Consider the following 15,695-nt stretch of genomic DNA (forward strand, 5'->3'; position numbering starts at 1 on the left):
TCCTACAGTTTCAGTTGATCAAGGTATGGCAACGCCTTGTGCCAGCAGCATGTCGACCAGGCGTATCAATGGCAGCCCCACCAGGCTGGTGGCGTCATCGCCTTCGGTGCGCTGGAACAGGCTCACGCCCAGGCCTTCTGCTTTAAAGCTGCCGGCACAGTCGTAGGGCTCTTCGGCGTGCAGGTAGCGTTCTATCTGTTCGGTGCTCAGGTGGCGCATGTGCACGGTAAACGGTACGCAGTCGGTCTGGTAATGCCCGGTCTGGCTGTTGAGCAGGGTCAGGCCGGTCAGAAAGCTCACACTGGCGCCGCTGGCATTCAGCAATTGCTGGCGAGCTTTGTCGAAGGTGTGAGGTTTGCCGATGATCTGGCCATTGAGTACCGCGACTTGATCGGAGCCGATAATCAGGTGTGCCGGGTGGCTGGCGGCAAGTGCCTGGGCCTTTTCCAGGGACAGGCGCTGGACCAGCTCCAGGGCTGACTCTCCGGGGCGATGGCTCTCGTCGATGTCAGGTGAGCTGCAGGTGAAGGGCAGGCGCAGGCGCGACAGTAAATCGCGACGATAAACCGAGCTTGAAGCGAGTAATAGAGGTAACATGCGCGACTCCTGTAGGCGGCCAGGAATTCTAACGAGAGTATCGGTTGTCGCACAGGCACAATTTCCTTTGACACGTGAGGGGCTCGTCCCTAGAATGCTGCGCCTATGTTGAATGACCCGATTCCATCTCACGTTGACCCGCGCAAATTAGCTGATCGCGGCACTACCCTTGAAGGTGAAGTGCTGCTGGCTGATTTGGAGAGACTCTGCGACCCTCTCGCCGACGATGTCGGTGTGGTCCAGGCTAAATTTGTTTTTGAGCGCGACGAGCGAAGATCTGTGGTAATCCACAGCTCCATCGATGTCGAGGTCAAAATGGTTTGCCAGCGTTGTCTTGAGCTGGTCACCCTGCCGATCCACAGCGAATGCAGTTATGCCGTGGTGAAAGAGGGTGCGAATACCCAGTCGTTACCGAAAGGTTATGACGTGCTGGAACTGGGCGAAGATCCTTTGGATCTGCATGCATTGATAGAAGAAGAGCTTCTGCTCGCCTTGCCTATCGTGCCTGCTCATCATCCGGAAGAATGCCAGCAGCCGGCGGGTCTCGACGAGCCCGAACCAGCCGAGGACGAGGTAACGCGGTCCAACCCGTTCAGTGTATTGGCGCAGTTAAAGCGTGACCCAAACGTTTAGGAGTTAATCAATTATGGCTGTTCAGCAGAACAAAAAATCCCGCTCTGCCCGTGACATGCGTCGTTCGCACGATGCTCTTTCGGCTAGCACTCTGTCTGTAGAAAAAACCACTGGTGAAGTTCACCTGCGTCACCACGTATCGCCAGAAGGCGTATACCGTGGTCGTAAAGTGATCGACAAGGGCGCTGACGAGTAATCACTTGTCCGTTCAGGTCATCGCGATCGACGCAATGGGCGGGGACTTCGGTCCCCGCAGCATTGTTCAGGCTTGCATTGCTTGCCTGTCTGCTACGCCCTCGCTGCATCTGACCCTCGTTGGTCAACCCTCCCTGCTTGAAGAATTGATCAGTAGCCATTCGGCTGTGGATCGCTCGCGCCTGACCATTACCCCAGCCTCTGAAGTGATCTCGATGAGTGAGCGGCCTTCGCACGCGTTGCGCAGCAAGCCGGATTCCTCGATGCGGGTGGCTCTTGAGTTGTTGCGTGATGGCAAGGTCCAGGCGTGTGTGAGCTCCGGCAATACCGGTGCGCTGATGGCGTTGTCCCGGCATGTGCTCAAGACCTTGCCTGGCATTGATCGCCCGGCGATGGTAGCGGCAGTTCCCACCCAGACCGGTTATTGCCAGGTGCTGGATCTGGGGGCCAATGTCGATTGCACCGCTGAGCAGTTGTTTCAGTTTGCGCTGATGGGCTCGGTGGCGGCGCAGGCGTTGGGCATTGCCCGGCCCCGCGTTGCCTTGCTCAATATTGGCACTGAAGACGTCAAGGGCAATCAGCAGGTCAAGGAGGCAGCAGCCTTGCTGCAAGCGGCCTCGGGGTTGCACTACATCGGTTATGTAGAGGGCGATGGGGTGTACCGCGGCGAAGCAGATGTGGTGGTGTGCGATGGATTTGTCGGCAATATATTGCTCAAGTCCAGCGAAGGCCTGGCGACGATGATTTCGAGTCGGCTTGAAGCGGTGTTCAAGCGCACGTTGTTCAGTCGCTGTGTGGGGGCGTTGGCATTGCCGTTAATGCGTCGCCTGCAAGCAGATCTGGCGCCCGCCCGGCACAACGGGGCGAGTTTTTTGGGGTTGCAGGGCATTGTGATCAAGAGTCACGGTTCGGCAGGTGCTCAGGGCTTTCAAAGTGCGATAGAGCGCGCATTGATTGAAATCCATGAAGACCTGCCAAAGCGTTTGCATGGACGTCTTGAAGGGTTGTTACCGTAGGCGTTTTGTTGGGCGAGTGCTTAAATGTGACCGCTCAGTCGAAACAGCCATCCAACTGTCAGTTTCTTGCGTCTGCCACTGCGCGACGTCAATTCACCGACGACAAGATCATTAGGGGCTTGTTACATGTCTACATCCCTCGCATTCGTCTTTCCAGGGCAGGGTTCGCAGTCCCTCGGCATGTTGGCCGAGCTGGGCGCGGCACATCCGCTGGTCCTGGAAACATTTAAAGAAGCGTCTGACGCTCTAGGGTACGACCTGTGGGCGTTGACCCAGAACGGTCCTGCCGAACAGCTCAACCAAACTGACATTACTCAACCTGCAATCCTGACCGCCTCTATCGCCTTGTGGCGTCTGTGGTTGGCTGAAGGTGGCAAGCGTCCTGACTTTGTTGCAGGCCATAGCCTGGGCGAGTACAGCGCACTGGTTGCGGCGGGCTGTCTGAGCCTCGCGGACGCCGTGAAGCTGGTTGAGCGCCGTGGTCGCCTGATGCAGGAAGCCGTACCGGCCGGCCAGGGCGCCATGGCGGCGATTCTGGGGCTGGACGACGCTGTGGTTATCAATGCGTGTGCTGAAGCAGCGCAGGGCGAAGTGGTCAGCGCGGTGAATTTCAACTCGCCGGGCCAGGTGGTTATCGCCGGTGCCAAAGCGGCTGTTGAGCGTGCCATGGAGCTGTGCAAAGCTGCTGGCGCCAAGCGCGCCTTGCCGTTGCCGGTGAGCGTGCCTTCGCACTGCGAGCTGATGCGACCTGCGGCTGAGCGTTTTGCCGAGTCTATCGAAGCCATCGACTGGCAAGCGCCGCAAATTGCGCTGGTACAAAACGTCAGCGCGGCGATCGCCCCGGATCTGGCCACCCTCAAACGCGATTTGCTTGAGCAGTTGTACAAGCCGGTGCGCTGGGTTGAGTCGGTTCAGACACTGGCGGCCAACGGCCCGGTTGATTTGGTTGAATGCGGCCCGGGCAAAGTCCTGGTGGGCATCAGCAAGCGTTGCGCTGAAGGCGTGACGACGCACAATTTGAACACCCCGGATGCCTTCGCTGCCGCTCGTGCAGCGCTGGTCTGAATCTGAATTAGGAGAAGCCTGCATGAGCTTGCAAGGTAAAGTTGCACTGGTAACGGGCGCTAGCCGTGGCATTGGTCAGGCTATCGCGTTGGAGTTGGGTCGTCAGGGCGCCGTGGTCATCGGCACTGCGACTTCGGCTTCCGGTGCCGAGCGTATTGCTGCCACCCTCAAAGAAAACGGTGTTCAAGGCACTGGCATGGAACTCAACGTCACTAGCGACGAATCCGTTGCTGCAGTGTTGGCGAGCATTCAGGAGCAATTCGGGGCGCCGGCCATTTTGGTCAATAATGCCGGCATCACCCGCGATAACCTGATGATGCGCATGAAAGATGACGAGTGGCATGATGTTGTCGATACCAACCTGAACAGTCTGTTCCGCCTGTCCAAGGGCGTTTTGCGCGGTATGACCAAAGCCCGTTGGGGACGAATTATCAGTATTGGCTCGGTTGTGGGTGCCATGGGCAACGCAGGCCAAGTAAACTATGCCGCCGCGAAGGCAGGCCTTGAAGGTTTTAGCCGTGCATTGGCACGTGAAGTGGGCTCGCGCTCGATCACTGTCAACTCGGTAGCACCAGGGTTCATCGACACCGATATGACCCGTGAACTGCCAGAAGCACAGCGCGAAGCCTTGCTGACGCAGATTCCGCTGGGCCGTTTGGGCCAGGCTCAAGAGATCGCAAATGTGGTCGCTTTCCTGGCTTCTGACGGTGCAGCCTACGTGACTGGAGCTACAATTCCGGTCAACGGCGGGATGTACATGAGTTAAATGTGACGGATTGCTTCAAAAAAATGTCATACGAGCTGTCTAAAATCCGTTATAAAGCTGCAATCTATTTATAGGTAGCCGGTGAATGATGGGTAAGTACAAAGCTTTCAGTTGAAAAACTGAAAAGCCTTTCGATACACTTGCCCACTGGCCAGCTGCCTGAATTTGTCCATTAGGAGTGAAAACAAGGTATGAGCACCATCGAAGAACGCGTCAAGAAAATCGTTGCCGAGCAACTGGGCGTTAAAGAAGAAGAAGTGGTTAACACTGCTTCCTTCGTTGAAGACCTGGGCGCCGACTCCCTTGACACCGTTGAGCTTGTGATGGCTCTGGAAGAGGAATTCGAGACTGAGATTCCTGACGAAGAAGCTGAAAAGATCACTACTGTACAAGCCGCTATCGATTACGTTACTGCCCACCAGGCGTAATAGTTTGTAATCGCTGCGCGCTGTCATGGAAAAACCGCACTGCCGCTCTGGCGTGCGGTTTTTTCTTTAGGTGTGATGCAAAGTGTCGTCAATAGAATAAAGGAGAGTGCTGTGTCGCGTAGACGCGTCGTAGTCACCGGTATGGGGATGTTGTCGCCACTGGGTGCAGATGTACCAAGCACCTGGCAAGGCATTCTGGCAGGCCGAAGTGGCATTGGTCTGATCGAACACACGGATCTTTCTGCCTATTCCACCCGTTTTGGCGGCTCGGTACAGGGCTTTAACGTTGAGGAATACCTCTCCGTCAAAGAGGCCCGCAAACTTGACCTGTTTATTCAGTACGGTTTGGCAGCTGGCTTTCAGGCGGTGCGTAACGCCGGGCTTGAAGTCACCGATGCCAATCGCGAACGTATTGGTGTGGCGATGGGGTCGGGTATTGGCGGTTTGACCAATATCGAAGAAACCAGCCGTACCTTGCATGATCAAGGCCCGCGACGGATTTCTCCGTTTTTTGTGCCGGGTTCGATCATCAATATGATTTCCGGTTTTCTGTCTATCCACTTGGGTACACAGGGACCTAACTACGCTGTGTCGACGGCGTGTACCACAGGTACACACTGCATTGGCATGGCTGCACGCAACATTGCCTACGGCGAAGCTGACGTGATGATTGCCGGTGGAGCCGAAATGGCCGCCTGCGGTCTGGGCATGGGCGGCTTTGGTGCTTCCCGTGCGCTGTCGACCCGTAACGATGACCCGACGCGGGCGAGCCGTCCGTGGGACAAAGGCCGTGATGGCTTTGTACTGTCAGACGGTGCCGGTGCGCTGGTCCTCGAAGAGCTGGAGCACGCCAAGGCGCGTGGCGCGACCATCTATGCCGAACTGATTGGTTTTGGCATGAGCGGCGATGCGTTCCACATGACCTCGCCACCGGCTGACGGTGCGGGCGCTGCGCGTTGCATCACCAATGCCTTGCGCGATGCCAACGTGAACGTTGACCAGGTGCAGTACATCAACGCCCACGGCACATCGACGCCTGCTGGCGACCTGGCAGAAGTGTCGGCCATCAAGTCGGTATTTGGCGACCACGCCTACAAGCTGGCGGTGAGCTCGACCAAGTCGATGACCGGTCATTTGCTGGGTGCAGCAGGCGCGGTTGAGGCGATCTTCAGCGTTCTGGCGATCAACAGCCAGGTGGCGCCGCCGACCATCAACCTCGACGAGCCTGATGAAGGCTGCGATCTGGACTTTGTCGCGCACACCGCGCGCGAAATGCCGATCGACGTTGTGCTGTCCAACTCCTTCGGTTTTGGCGGCACCAACGGCTCGCTGGTGTTCCGCCGGTACGCCGACTGATGCAAAGTTGGGTCGACGGTCAGCCGGCGAGCGCCCTGGCGTCGCTGAAAGACCGTGGGCTGGCCTACGGCGATGGTCTGTTTGAGACCATCGCGGTCAAGGCTGGCCAGCCGTTGCTGCTGGACCTGCACTTGCAGCGTCTGGCGCACGGCTGTTCCCGTTTGGCGATGGCTGTGGATCACACTTTGATCCGCAGCGAATTGCTTGCCTATGCGCAAGCGATGGGCGAGGGCGTCCTCAAGCTCATCCTGACCCGCGGCGACAGTCTGCGCGGTTACAGCTTCACTGCCGAGGCTCAACCTCGACGAATTCTGCAAGCCAGCCCTGCCGCTGCTTACCCTGAAGCCTATGGGGCACACGGGGTTCAGCTGTTTGACTGCGCCACCTGTTTAGCTGAGCAGCCGCTGTTGGCGGGGCTCAAACACCTCAATCGCCTTGAACAGGTGATTGCGCGCTCCGAATGGCAAGACCCGGCCTACGCCGAGGGATTGATGCGCGATACGTCGGGGCGAGTGATTGAAGGGGTGTTCAGCAACCTGTTTTTAGTCCGCGACGGCAGCTTGATCACCGCCGACCTGCAGCGTTGCGGTGTGGCCGGGGTGATGCGCGCTGCTTTGCTGGCGCACGCCGAGCAAGTGGCCATCCCGTGCCAAATCACTGACATCAGCCTCGCCCAATTGCAGCAGGCCGATGAAGTCTTCCTCTGCAACAGCGTGTATGGCATTTGGCCCGTGCGCGCGTTTGCAGACCTGAGCTGGCCGGTGGGGCCGCTCACCCGTAAACTGCAAGGCATTGCTCGCACCTTACTGGATGTTTGATACGTGAAACGCAAATTCTTGGTGCTGCTGGAGATGGGTCTGGTGCTGGCGGGCTTGCTGCTGGGCGCAAGCGCCTGGAAGCTCGACTCGGCGCTGGAACAGCCACTGAACCTGACGCAAGAGCAACTGCTTGACGTACCGGCGGGCGCTACCCCGACCGGCACCTTTAACCGGCTTGAAGCGGACAAAACGCTGCGGGATGCGTTCTGGCTGCGTTTGTACTGGCGCTTCAATATGGCGGGCCAGCCTTTGCACAGCGGCGAGTACCGCATGACGCCGGGCATGACCGCGCAAGACCTGATTGGTCTGTGGCAGCGGGGCGAAGTGGTGCAATACAGCCTGACCCTGGTCGAAGGCTGGAACTTCCGCCAAGTACGCAGCGCCCTGGCCAAGCATGAAAAAATCGAGCAGACCCTCGACGGCCTGAGCGACAGCGAAGTCATGGCCAAGCTCGGACACCCGGGAGAGTTTCCCGAAGGCCGGTTCTTCCCGGACACCTATCGCTTTGTGCGTGGCATGACGGACGCTCAGTTGCTCGAAAAAGCCTACGACCGCCTGGAAAAAGTTCTGGCGCAGGAGTGGGGAAAACGTGACGCCGACTTGCCCTATGACGATCCCTACAAAGCGCTGATCATGGCCTCGTTGATTGAAAAAGAAACCGGTGTGCCGCAAGAGCGCGGGCAAATTGCCGGGGTCTTTGTGCGCCGAATGAAAATCGGCATGCCGCTGCAAACCGACCCGACCGTGATCTACGGCCTGGGTGAGCGTTACAACGGCAAGCTGACCCGCGCCCATTTGCGCGAGCCGACGCCGTATAACACCTACACGATTCCCGGCATGCCGCCGACACCGATAGCCATGGTCGGGCGCGAAGCGATTAATGCCGCCTTGCATCCGGTGGCGGGCAGCAGCCTGTACTTTGTGGCCAAGGGCGATGGCAGCCATACGTTTTCTGACACGCTGGATGCGCACAACAACGCAGTGCGCGAATACCAGATCAAACGCCGTGCTGATTACCGTTCGAGCCCTGCACCCGTGCCTGCGCCTGCTACAGGACCGGCCGCAGATCCGGCGCCTGCCGTCGAACCGGCACCCGCTGAGCAACCAGCGCCAAGCCCGCAATGACATTGATTAAGGAAAGCTGCCTGTGACTGGCCTGTTTATTACCCTGGAAGGCCCCGAAGGCGCGGGCAAAAGCACCAACCGCGAATACCTGGCGGAGCGTCTGCGCGAAGCGGGTATCGACGTGGTTTTAACCCGCGAACCCGGCGGCACGCCGCTGGCTGAAAAGATTCGCGAGTTGCTGCTGGCGCCCAGCGATGAAGCCATGTGTGCCGACACTGAGCTGCTGCTGGTGTTTGCCGCCCGTGCCCAGCATTTGGCCGAAGTGATTCGCCCGGCACTGGCGCGGGGCGCCGTGGTGCTGTGCGATCGCTTTACCGATGCCACTTACGCGTATCAGGGCGGCGGCCGTGGTTTGTCACAGGAGCGCATTGCGACCCTGGAAGCCTTCGTTCAAGGCACTTTGCGCCCAGACCTGACCCTGGTCTTTGACCTGCCGATTGAGGTGGGCATGGCCCGCGCCAGCGCCCGTGGTCGGCTGGATCGCTTCGAACAGGAAGGCCGTACCTTCTTTGATGCGGTGCGCAGCACCTACCTTGCCCGTGCGCAGGCCGCGCCCGAGCGCTACCGGCTGATCGATGCCGCACAATCACTGGAAAATGTGCAGGGGCAACTAGATCGCTTGTTGCCGCACGTTCTGGATGTGTGCCGTGGCTGAGGCTTATCCATGGCAGGACAGCCTGTGGCAGCAGTTGGCGGGGCGTGAACAGCATGCTCACGCGTATCTGCTGCACGGGCCAGCGGGCATCGGCAAGCGGGCGCTGGCTGAGCGTCTGATGGCGCGCCTGCTGTGCCAATCGCCTGCCGGGCTTGATGCGTGCGGCCAGTGCAAATCCTGCTTGTTGCTGGCGGCTGGCAGCCACCCCGACAACTACATCCTTGAACCAGAAGAAGCCGACAAGCCGATCAAGGTCGACCAGGTGCGTGATCTGGTCAGCTTTGTGGTGCAAACCGCGCAATTAGGCGGGCGCAAGGTGGTGCTGGTTGAGCCGGTCGAGGCCATGAATATCAATGCGGCCAACGCGCTTCTCAAAAGTCTTGAAGAGCCGTCCGGGAATACGGTTTTGCTGTTGGTCAGCCACCAGTCGAGCCGTTTGTTGCCGACCATTCGCAGCCGCTGCGTACAGCAAGCCTGCCCATTGCCCAGCGCCGCCATGAGCGAGCAATGGCTGGCCAGCGCCTTGCCTGAATGCAGCAGCGACGAGCGCGTGCAGTTGTTGACGTTGGCCGCGGGCTCGCCGTTGGCGGCGGTCAAGTTGCAAGCCCAAGGCGTGCGTGAGCAACGGGCTGCGGTCGTGGACGGGGTCAAAAAGCTGCTCAAGCGTGAAGCCTCGGCCACCCAATTGGCTGAAGGCTGGAATGCCATTCCTTTGCTGTTGTTGTTTGACTGGTTTTGCGATTGGTCGAGCTTGATCTTGCGTTACCAGTTGACCGAGGACGAAACCGGCCTGGGGCTGGAAGACATGCGCAAAGTGCTGCAATACCTGGCGCAGAAAACCCCGCAGGACAAAGTCTTGAGTATTCAGGACTGGATCCTTGCCCAGCGCCAAAAAGTATTGGGCAAGGCCAACCTCAACCGTGTGTTGTTGCTGGAAGCCTTACTGGTGCAATGGGCAAGCCTGCCCGGCCAGCGCTGATTTGATTGATTTGATGAGCAGGTAATTTTTGTATGTTGGTTGACTCCCATTGCCACCTTGATCGTCTTGACCTGAACGCTCACGACGGTTCGCTCGACGCCGCCCTTGAGGCTGCGCGCCAGCGGGGCGTCGGGCATTTTCTGTGCATTGGCGTGAGCGCCGACAACGCGGCAGACGTCAAAGCCCTGACCGAGCGTTATGCCGATGTGGATTGCTCGGTGGGCGTGCACCCGCTGGACGTGCAGCCGGGGGCGGCGCCTGCATTGGACTGGCTGCTGGGCGAACTGAACCACCCGCAGGTGGTTGCGATTGGTGAAACCGGTCTGGACTACCACTACGAGCCTGAAGCCGCCGAGCTGCAACAGCTGTCGTTCCGCGTCCATCTGCAAGCGGCGCAGCAGACCGGTAAACCGGTGGTTATCCACACCCGTGGCGCCCGCGCTGACACCTTGGCCATGCTGCGCGAGGCGGCATTGCCCCAGGCCGGTGTTTTGCACTGTTTCACTGAAGACTGGGACATGGCCAAGGCGGCGTTGGACATGGGCTATTACATCTCGTTGTCGGGTATTGTGACCTTTCGCAACGCCGATGCGTTGCGCGATGTTGCCAGCAAGGTGCCAGCGGATCGCTTGCTGGTCGAAACCGATTCGCCTTACCTGGCGCCGATCCCCCATCGGGGCAAGCCGAATCTGCCGCAATACGTGCGTGAAGTGGCTGAGTTTCTGGCCATGTTGCGCGGTGAGTCCTACGAGCGCTTAGCTGAGCAGACCACCGAAAACTTCAAGCGCCTGTTCCCGCTGGCCCGCGTAAAAGCTTAAACCTGTCGATATCCCTGTAGGAGCGAGCTTGCCTCGCGATCTTTTGGAAAATCAAAAGATCGCGAGGCAAGCTCGCTCCTACAAATAAAAGCAAAAAAAACCCGGACTCTGGGGAATCCGGGTTAAGACCATTAGGAGTAAAACAGAGGTGCACATCCAGTGCTGCCTCAAATGTCGGCGTGGCATTTGGGGGGGATGTAACGCCGACAAGGTAAGTATTGGTCAGCTTTGTCGAACGTCCAGTGACGCATTGGTCGTTTTTTAAACAGATTTGGAATACTCGCAATTCGTTTGAGTACGCTTCTGTGTCTCTGTGTTCAGCTGTAAACATCCAGCGGTAGGATGGTCCGTGCAATTTAGCGTGACTAATGCATAATACTCCGCTTCTATTTTGACCCCTACAGACCTTTTCTTATGCACAAAGAACCCCGTAAGGTCCGTGAGTTTCGTCGCCGCGAGCAAGAAATTCTCGATACCGCGCTCAAGCTGTTCCTCGAACAAGGTGAAGACAGCGTCACCGTCGAGATGATTGCTGATGCCGTGGGTATTGGCAAAGGCACGATCTACAAGCACTTCAAGTCCAAGGCCGAGATCTATCTGCGGCTGATGCTCGACTACGAACGTGACTTGAACACGTTGCTGCACTCCGCAGATGTGGATAAAGACAAAGAGGCGCTGTCACGTGCCTACTTTGAATTCCGCATGCGCGATCCTCAGCGCTATCGGCTGTTTGATCGCCTGGAAGAAAAGGTCGTCAAAGGCAACCAGGTGCCTGAGCTGGTTGAAGAACTGCACAAAATCCGCGCGTCCAACTTTGAACACCTGACGCTGCTGATCAAAGGCCGGATCAGCGAAGGCAAGCTCGAAGACGTCCCGCCTTACTTCCACTATTGCGCCGCCTGGGCGTTGGTGCACGGTGCCGTGGCGCTGTATCACTCGCCGTTCTGGAGCAATGTGCTGGAAGATCAGGAAGGCTTTTTCCAGTTCTTGATGGACATCGGCGTGCGCATGGGCAACAAGCGCAAGCGTGACACGGACACGCCTGCGGTCGAGTAATTTGCTGACATGGCCGAATGCCGTCAGGTCTATACTCGGGCTTGGGTCGTAGCAGAACATGACGCGTGAGTCCTGTTCTGCTACGGCCCTTATTCCCCGCGCTGGAGCCCTCCATGATTGTTGACCGCCAAGGCAGACGCTTTCGCAATTTGCGTATCAGTCTGACCTCTGCCTGTAACTACGCCTGCACTTACTGTGTGCCGAACGGCAAGCGGCTGGTCGCGGCGCAGGACGAGCTGTCGGCCGAAGCCATGGTGCGTGGGGTCGCTTACCTGATTGAAGCGGCCGGGATTGAACGCTTGCGCATCACCGGCGGCGAGCCTCTGGTCAGTCCCAAGCTTGAAACCTTTATGCGTGAAGTCGGCCAGTTGGGCTTGAGTGATATCAGCCTGACCACAAACGGCCAATTGCTTGCGCGTAAGTTGCCGCTGCTGCTCGACGCAGGCATTCGTCGGCTTAACGTTTCCCTGGATACCCTCGACCCTGCGGCGTTCCGCCGAATTGCCCGTGGCGGCGATTTGCCGACGGTGCTCGACGGGATGCGGCAAGCCCGTGCCGCCGGCATGAACATCAAGGTCAATATGGTGCCGCTGCGCGGGCAAAACCTTGATCAAGTCATGCCCTTGCTGGACTACTGCCTTGAGCAAGGATACGAGCTGCGTTTTATCGAACTTATGCGCATGGGCCATCTGGCCAGTGACGGCAACGGGTTTTTGCAGCAGTTCGTCAGCCTGCAACAATTGCTTGCGTTGATCGGCGAGCGTTACGAATACCTGCAAGCCGACGCGCCCATGGATGCCACGGCAGTGCGCTATCACATCCCGAGTCACGGCTATTTTGGCGTCATCGCCAACGAAAGCGTGCCGTTCTGTCGAACCTGCTCGCGTTTACGCCTGTCGTCGACGGGCTGGCTACATGGCTGTTTGTCGTCGAGCAATCGTCACTATGTCGGTGACCTGCTTAACAAGCCGCGTCACGAAGCCTTGCCAGCGCTGCAAGGGCTGCTGATGAAAGCGTTGGGCGACAAACAGAACATCGCCTTCTCGGGTGGCGCCACGGTAATGAAGATCATCGGCGGCTGAAGGCAATCAAACTGGCGCGCAAACTGCATTACGCGACTATTCGCCGGTTTTCTGTCGCCGGCCATCGGGAGAATAGAATGCGTAGTCTGGTTGGGGGGCTGGCTGTTTTGGCGCTGAGCGGCTGTATGACGGTCAGTGACATGGGCGAAGGCGTGCGTTATCAGATGAGCGACGCCGGGTTGCTCGATCACAGCAATACGCGCCGCAGCAACTCGCTGCGTATTCAACCAGACTCCTTTATCTATATAGCCCAAGGGGCGTTTGCGCCTGTGGGCGACCCGTACGTGCGACCCAATGTGGTGGCCGAAGAAGCCTTTAACGGCTTTGTTGAATACTTCCCTATGGTGCGCCGGGCCAAAGCACCGCAAGGGCTGGACGCCGCCATGGCTGAAGCCCGCGGCTTTGGTGCGCACTACCTGCTGTACACCCGTTTCGCCCGGGCGGACGACCGTATTGGCAACAGCGACGAATGGCTCGATCAGGAAGAAATCAGCCGCCTGGGCGTCGACAGCGGCGTGATCCAGGTCATGTTGATTGAAACCAGCACTCAGTACCTGATCGACACTGCGACCATCCGCAGCCGTGGCGGCTTGCTGACGTTCCACGACAACAAGCCCGAAGACCTGATCGGCCCGCCGCTGGCTAAGTACGCGCGCAGCTTGATAGGCTTGAGCGATCAATAAGTCGAGGAGAGCAGCATGAGTGAGCCGGTAGACGTCAGTAACCTGTTGGCGCAAATCCCCAAGGCCGACAAGGGGCTGCCTCCGGTTCACCTGTGGGACACGGCTTTTTGTGGCGATATCGACATGCGCATCGCCCGTGATGGCACTTGGTACTACATGGGCACTCCGATTGGGCGCAAGCCAATGGTCAAACTGTTCTCGACCATTATTCGCCGTGATGGCGATGACTACTTTTTAATCACGCCCGTGGAAAAAGTGGGCATCACCGTCGATGATGCGCCGTTTGTCGCGGTTACCCTGGAAGTAGAAGGGCAGGGCGAGCAGCAAGTGCTGCGCTTTACCACCAATGTGGATGAACTGATCACGGCAGACAAAGAACACCCGTTGCGCGTCGAGATCGACCCCGATACCCAAGAGCCCGCGCCTTACCTGCTGGTGCGGCGTAACCTGGAAGCGTTGATCCATCGCAACGTGTTCTACCAACTGGTCGAGTTGGCCGAGTCACGCACCCTCAACGGCCAGAACTGGCTGGGTGTGTGGAGCAGCGGCGAATTCTTCGTCATCGGCCCAGAGCCGGACTAAACCCCCAATCCCCCCCCTGTAGGAGCGAGCTCGCCTCGCGATCTTTTGATCGTTAAAAGATCGCGAGACAAGCTCGCGCCTACAAAAGTTATGCTTGCTAAAAAATCCCACTATGTGGGAGTGGTATTTATATATTGAGATTTAAGTCGGCTCAGGTTTATAGTCGCTCGCACTGATTCACAGCATTCACTGCCAAAAACAAAACAGGTGAAGCGATGCAGGCGCAATTGATCGCGCTCGATTGGGGGACAACGTCCCTTCGTGCGTATTTACTCGGTCCCGCAGGGCAGGTGCAGAATATGCGCTCGCTGGCATGCGGGATCATGCAATTACCGACCGCTACCCGGCACATTGCTGGCCAGCCTTGCGTTGACGGTTTTGAACTGGCATTCGACGAGGCCTGCGGTGACTGGCTGGACGCCAACCCCGGTATCCCGGTGATTGCCTGTGGCATGGTCGGCAGCGCCCAAGGCTGGCGTGAAGCGCCTTACCGTTCTACCCCGGCCTGCCTGAAGGCGCTGAGTACTGCTTTGCAAACCGTGCGCAGCATGCGTGGGGTGGATGTGCATATCGTGCCGGGGGTCATTCAGCACTCAACTTTGCCCAACGTGATGCGTGGTGAGGAAACCCAAGTGCTGGGCGTGATGCACAGCCAGCCGAACCTCAACGACTGCCTGATCGGCTTGCCGGGCAGCCATTCGAAATGGGTGCAGGTGCAGGACGGCTGCCTCGTGCATTTCGATACCTTCATGACCGGCGAGCTGTATGCCGCTGCGTGTGAGCACACCATTCTGGGTCGCACCCAGCAGCACTCCGGGCAATTTGATGGCGCCGCGTTCGAACGCGGTGTGCGGGTGGCGCTGTCGCCAGACGGCCAGCTCGGACCGCTGTCGACCTTGTTCAGCGCCCGTACGCTCGGGCTCACCGGGCAACTGACGCCCACGCAGCAACCCGATTACGTTTCTGGCCTGCTGATCGGCCACGAAGTGTCTGCCTTGAGCCGCGCAGTGCGCCAGTGTCGGGGCGACAAGCCTCTGCCCGCGATCATTCTGATTGGCAATGCCCAGCTCTGTCAGCGCTACCAGCGAGCACTGAACACATGCGGCTTCGCTGATGTGAGCCAGGCAGAACAGGCCACCGAACAGGGTTTATGGCACTTGGCCAAAGCCGCCGGGTTACTCCACCACACGCAAACGGAGGGCTGAGATGCTCAAGCAAGCACTGGCAAAGAACGGATTGATCGCGATTCTTCGGGGTTTGCGCCCGCAAGAGGCGCAGGCCATTGGCAAGGTGTTGTACGACGCGGGCTTTCGAACCCTCGAAGTACCGCTCAATTCCCCGCAGCCTTACGACAGCATTCGCCTTTTACGCGACTCACTGCCCGCCGACTGCCTGGTCGGTGCGGGCACCGTGTTAACTACTGAGCAAGTGCAGCAGGTCAAAGCGGCGGGCGGGCAGGTGATTGTGATGCCCCACAGCGATGCCAATGTGTTGCGGGCAGCCAAAGCGGCCGGTTTGTACCTGTCACCGGGCGTCGCCACACCTACCGAAGCGTTTGCCGCGCTGGCCGAAGGGGCGCACGTGTTGAAAATGTTCCCGGCAGAGCAGATGGGCCCGGCCGTGGTCAAGGCCTGGCTGGCCGTGCTCCCGGCTGGAACGTTATTAATCCCGGTGGGTGGGATTACCCCGGACAACATGCAGGTATTTATGGATGCCGGGGTATCCGGTTTTGGTTTGGGTTCGGGGCTGTTCAAGCCCGGTATGAGCCCGCAAGACGTGTCAGTTCGCGCCAAGGCTTATGTGCACGCCTGGAACGCGTGGCGTCAGGCTGACTGATTGGC

At 58.5% G+C, this 15,695-nt stretch carries 19 protein-coding genes; 18 read left to right on the forward strand and 1 reads right to left on the reverse strand.

What is annotated here, in order from left to right:
* Positions 1–18: 18 nt before the first annotated feature.
* A complete protein-coding gene (locus ACJJU9_RS06665; RefSeq protein ID WP_153327003.1) occupies positions 19–597 on the reverse strand; it encodes a nucleoside triphosphate pyrophosphatase in 579 nt (192 codons plus the stop codon).
* Between the two features lie 105 nt (positions 598–702).
* On the opposite strand from ACJJU9_RS06665, the gene ACJJU9_RS06670 reads away from it, so the two are divergent.
* From ACJJU9_RS06670 to ACJJU9_RS06755, 18 genes are all read left to right on the forward strand, one after another.
* Positions 703–1,230 carry a YceD family protein gene (locus ACJJU9_RS06670; protein ID WP_048373990.1) on the forward strand — a complete coding sequence of 176 codons (528 nt, stop codon included), beginning with the start codon at positions 703–705 and terminating at the stop codon, positions 1,228–1,230.
* A 13-nt stretch (positions 1,231–1,243) separates the two neighbouring features.
* On the forward strand, positions 1,244–1,426 hold the full coding sequence (gene rpmF / locus ACJJU9_RS06675; RefSeq protein ID WP_008375086.1) for a 50S ribosomal protein L32: 183 nt from the start codon (positions 1,244–1,246) through the stop codon (positions 1,424–1,426).
* Positions 1,427–1,430: 4 nt separating this feature from the next.
* Positions 1,431–2,441 carry a phosphate acyltransferase PlsX gene (plsX, locus tag ACJJU9_RS06680; protein ID WP_048389065.1) on the forward strand — a complete coding sequence of 337 codons (1,011 nt, stop codon included), beginning with the start codon at positions 1,431–1,433 and terminating at the stop codon, positions 2,439–2,441.
* A gap of 126 nt (positions 2,442–2,567) precedes the next feature.
* Positions 2,568–3,506 carry an ACP S-malonyltransferase gene (gene fabD, locus ACJJU9_RS06685; protein ID WP_273222133.1) on the forward strand — a complete coding sequence of 313 codons (939 nt, stop codon included), beginning with the start codon at positions 2,568–2,570 and terminating at the stop codon, positions 3,504–3,506.
* 22 nt (positions 3,507–3,528) lie between these two features.
* Positions 3,529–4,272: a 3-oxoacyl-ACP reductase FabG gene (gene fabG / locus ACJJU9_RS06690; RefSeq protein ID WP_048373985.1), complete on the forward strand. Its 744-nt coding sequence runs from the start codon at positions 3,529–3,531 to the stop codon at positions 4,270–4,272.
* A 191-nt stretch (positions 4,273–4,463) separates the two neighbouring features.
* Complete coding sequence (gene acpP / locus ACJJU9_RS06695) at positions 4,464–4,700, forward strand: acyl carrier protein (RefSeq protein WP_007987170.1); 237 nt, start codon at positions 4,464–4,466, stop codon at positions 4,698–4,700.
* A gap of 111 nt (positions 4,701–4,811) precedes the next feature.
* Positions 4,812–6,056: a beta-ketoacyl-ACP synthase II gene (gene fabF / locus ACJJU9_RS06700; RefSeq protein ID WP_273222130.1), complete on the forward strand. Its 1,245-nt coding sequence runs from the start codon at positions 4,812–4,814 to the stop codon at positions 6,054–6,056.
* Positions 6,056–6,874 (forward strand): aminodeoxychorismate lyase, encoded by an 819-nt coding sequence (gene pabC, locus ACJJU9_RS06705; protein ID WP_407730298.1) that lies wholly within the window; start codon positions 6,056–6,058, stop codon positions 6,872–6,874. Before fabF ends, pabC begins: the two co-directional genes overlap by 1 nt.
* Before the next feature lie 3 nt (positions 6,875–6,877).
* Positions 6,878–7,999, forward strand: coding sequence for an endolytic transglycosylase MltG (gene mltG / locus ACJJU9_RS06710; RefSeq protein WP_407730299.1), 1,122 nt, complete (start codon positions 6,878–6,880; stop codon positions 7,997–7,999).
* A 22-nt stretch (positions 8,000–8,021) separates the two neighbouring features.
* A complete protein-coding gene (tmk, locus tag ACJJU9_RS06715) occupies positions 8,022–8,654 on the forward strand; it encodes a dTMP kinase (RefSeq protein WP_282364421.1) in 633 nt (210 codons plus the stop codon).
* Positions 8,647–9,633 (forward strand): DNA polymerase III subunit delta', encoded by a 987-nt coding sequence (locus ACJJU9_RS06720; protein WP_407730300.1) that lies wholly within the window; start codon positions 8,647–8,649, stop codon positions 9,631–9,633. Before tmk ends, ACJJU9_RS06720 begins: the two co-directional genes overlap by 8 nt.
* Positions 9,634–9,665: 32 nt before the next feature.
* Positions 9,666–10,451 (forward strand): TatD family hydrolase, encoded by a 786-nt coding sequence (locus tag ACJJU9_RS06725; RefSeq protein ID WP_407730301.1) that lies wholly within the window; start codon positions 9,666–9,668, stop codon positions 10,449–10,451.
* A 414-nt stretch (positions 10,452–10,865) separates the two neighbouring features.
* A complete protein-coding gene (locus ACJJU9_RS06730) occupies positions 10,866–11,507 on the forward strand; it encodes a TetR/AcrR family transcriptional regulator (protein WP_048368789.1) in 642 nt (213 codons plus the stop codon).
* Positions 11,508–11,620: 113 nt separating this feature from the next.
* On the forward strand, positions 11,621–12,589 hold the full coding sequence (locus ACJJU9_RS06735) for a GTP 3',8-cyclase MoaA (RefSeq protein ID WP_153331150.1): 969 nt from the start codon (positions 11,621–11,623) through the stop codon (positions 12,587–12,589).
* 77 nt (positions 12,590–12,666) lie between these two features.
* Positions 12,667–13,272 carry a DUF4823 domain-containing protein gene (locus ACJJU9_RS06740; RefSeq protein ID WP_153372210.1) on the forward strand — a complete coding sequence of 202 codons (606 nt, stop codon included), beginning with the start codon at positions 12,667–12,669 and terminating at the stop codon, positions 13,270–13,272.
* Between the two features lie 15 nt (positions 13,273–13,287).
* Positions 13,288–13,854, forward strand: a complete 567-nt coding sequence (locus tag ACJJU9_RS06745) for a DUF1285 domain-containing protein (protein WP_407730302.1) — start codon at positions 13,288–13,290, stop codon at positions 13,852–13,854.
* A 215-nt stretch (positions 13,855–14,069) separates the two neighbouring features.
* Entirely contained in the window at positions 14,070–15,059 is a 990-nt protein-coding gene (locus ACJJU9_RS06750; protein ID WP_407730303.1) for a 2-dehydro-3-deoxygalactonokinase, read from the forward strand.
* 1 nt (position 15,060) lies between these two features.
* Positions 15,061–15,690 (forward strand): 2-dehydro-3-deoxy-6-phosphogalactonate aldolase, encoded by a 630-nt coding sequence (locus tag ACJJU9_RS06755; RefSeq protein WP_273220662.1) that lies wholly within the window; start codon positions 15,061–15,063, stop codon positions 15,688–15,690.
* The last annotated feature ends 5 nt before the right edge of the window (positions 15,691–15,695 follow it).

Origin of the sequence: Pseudomonas helleri (assembly GCF_045830615.1) — a bacterium.
GTDB classification, from domain to species: domain Bacteria; phylum Pseudomonadota; class Gammaproteobacteria; order Pseudomonadales; family Pseudomonadaceae; genus Aquipseudomonas; species Aquipseudomonas helleri.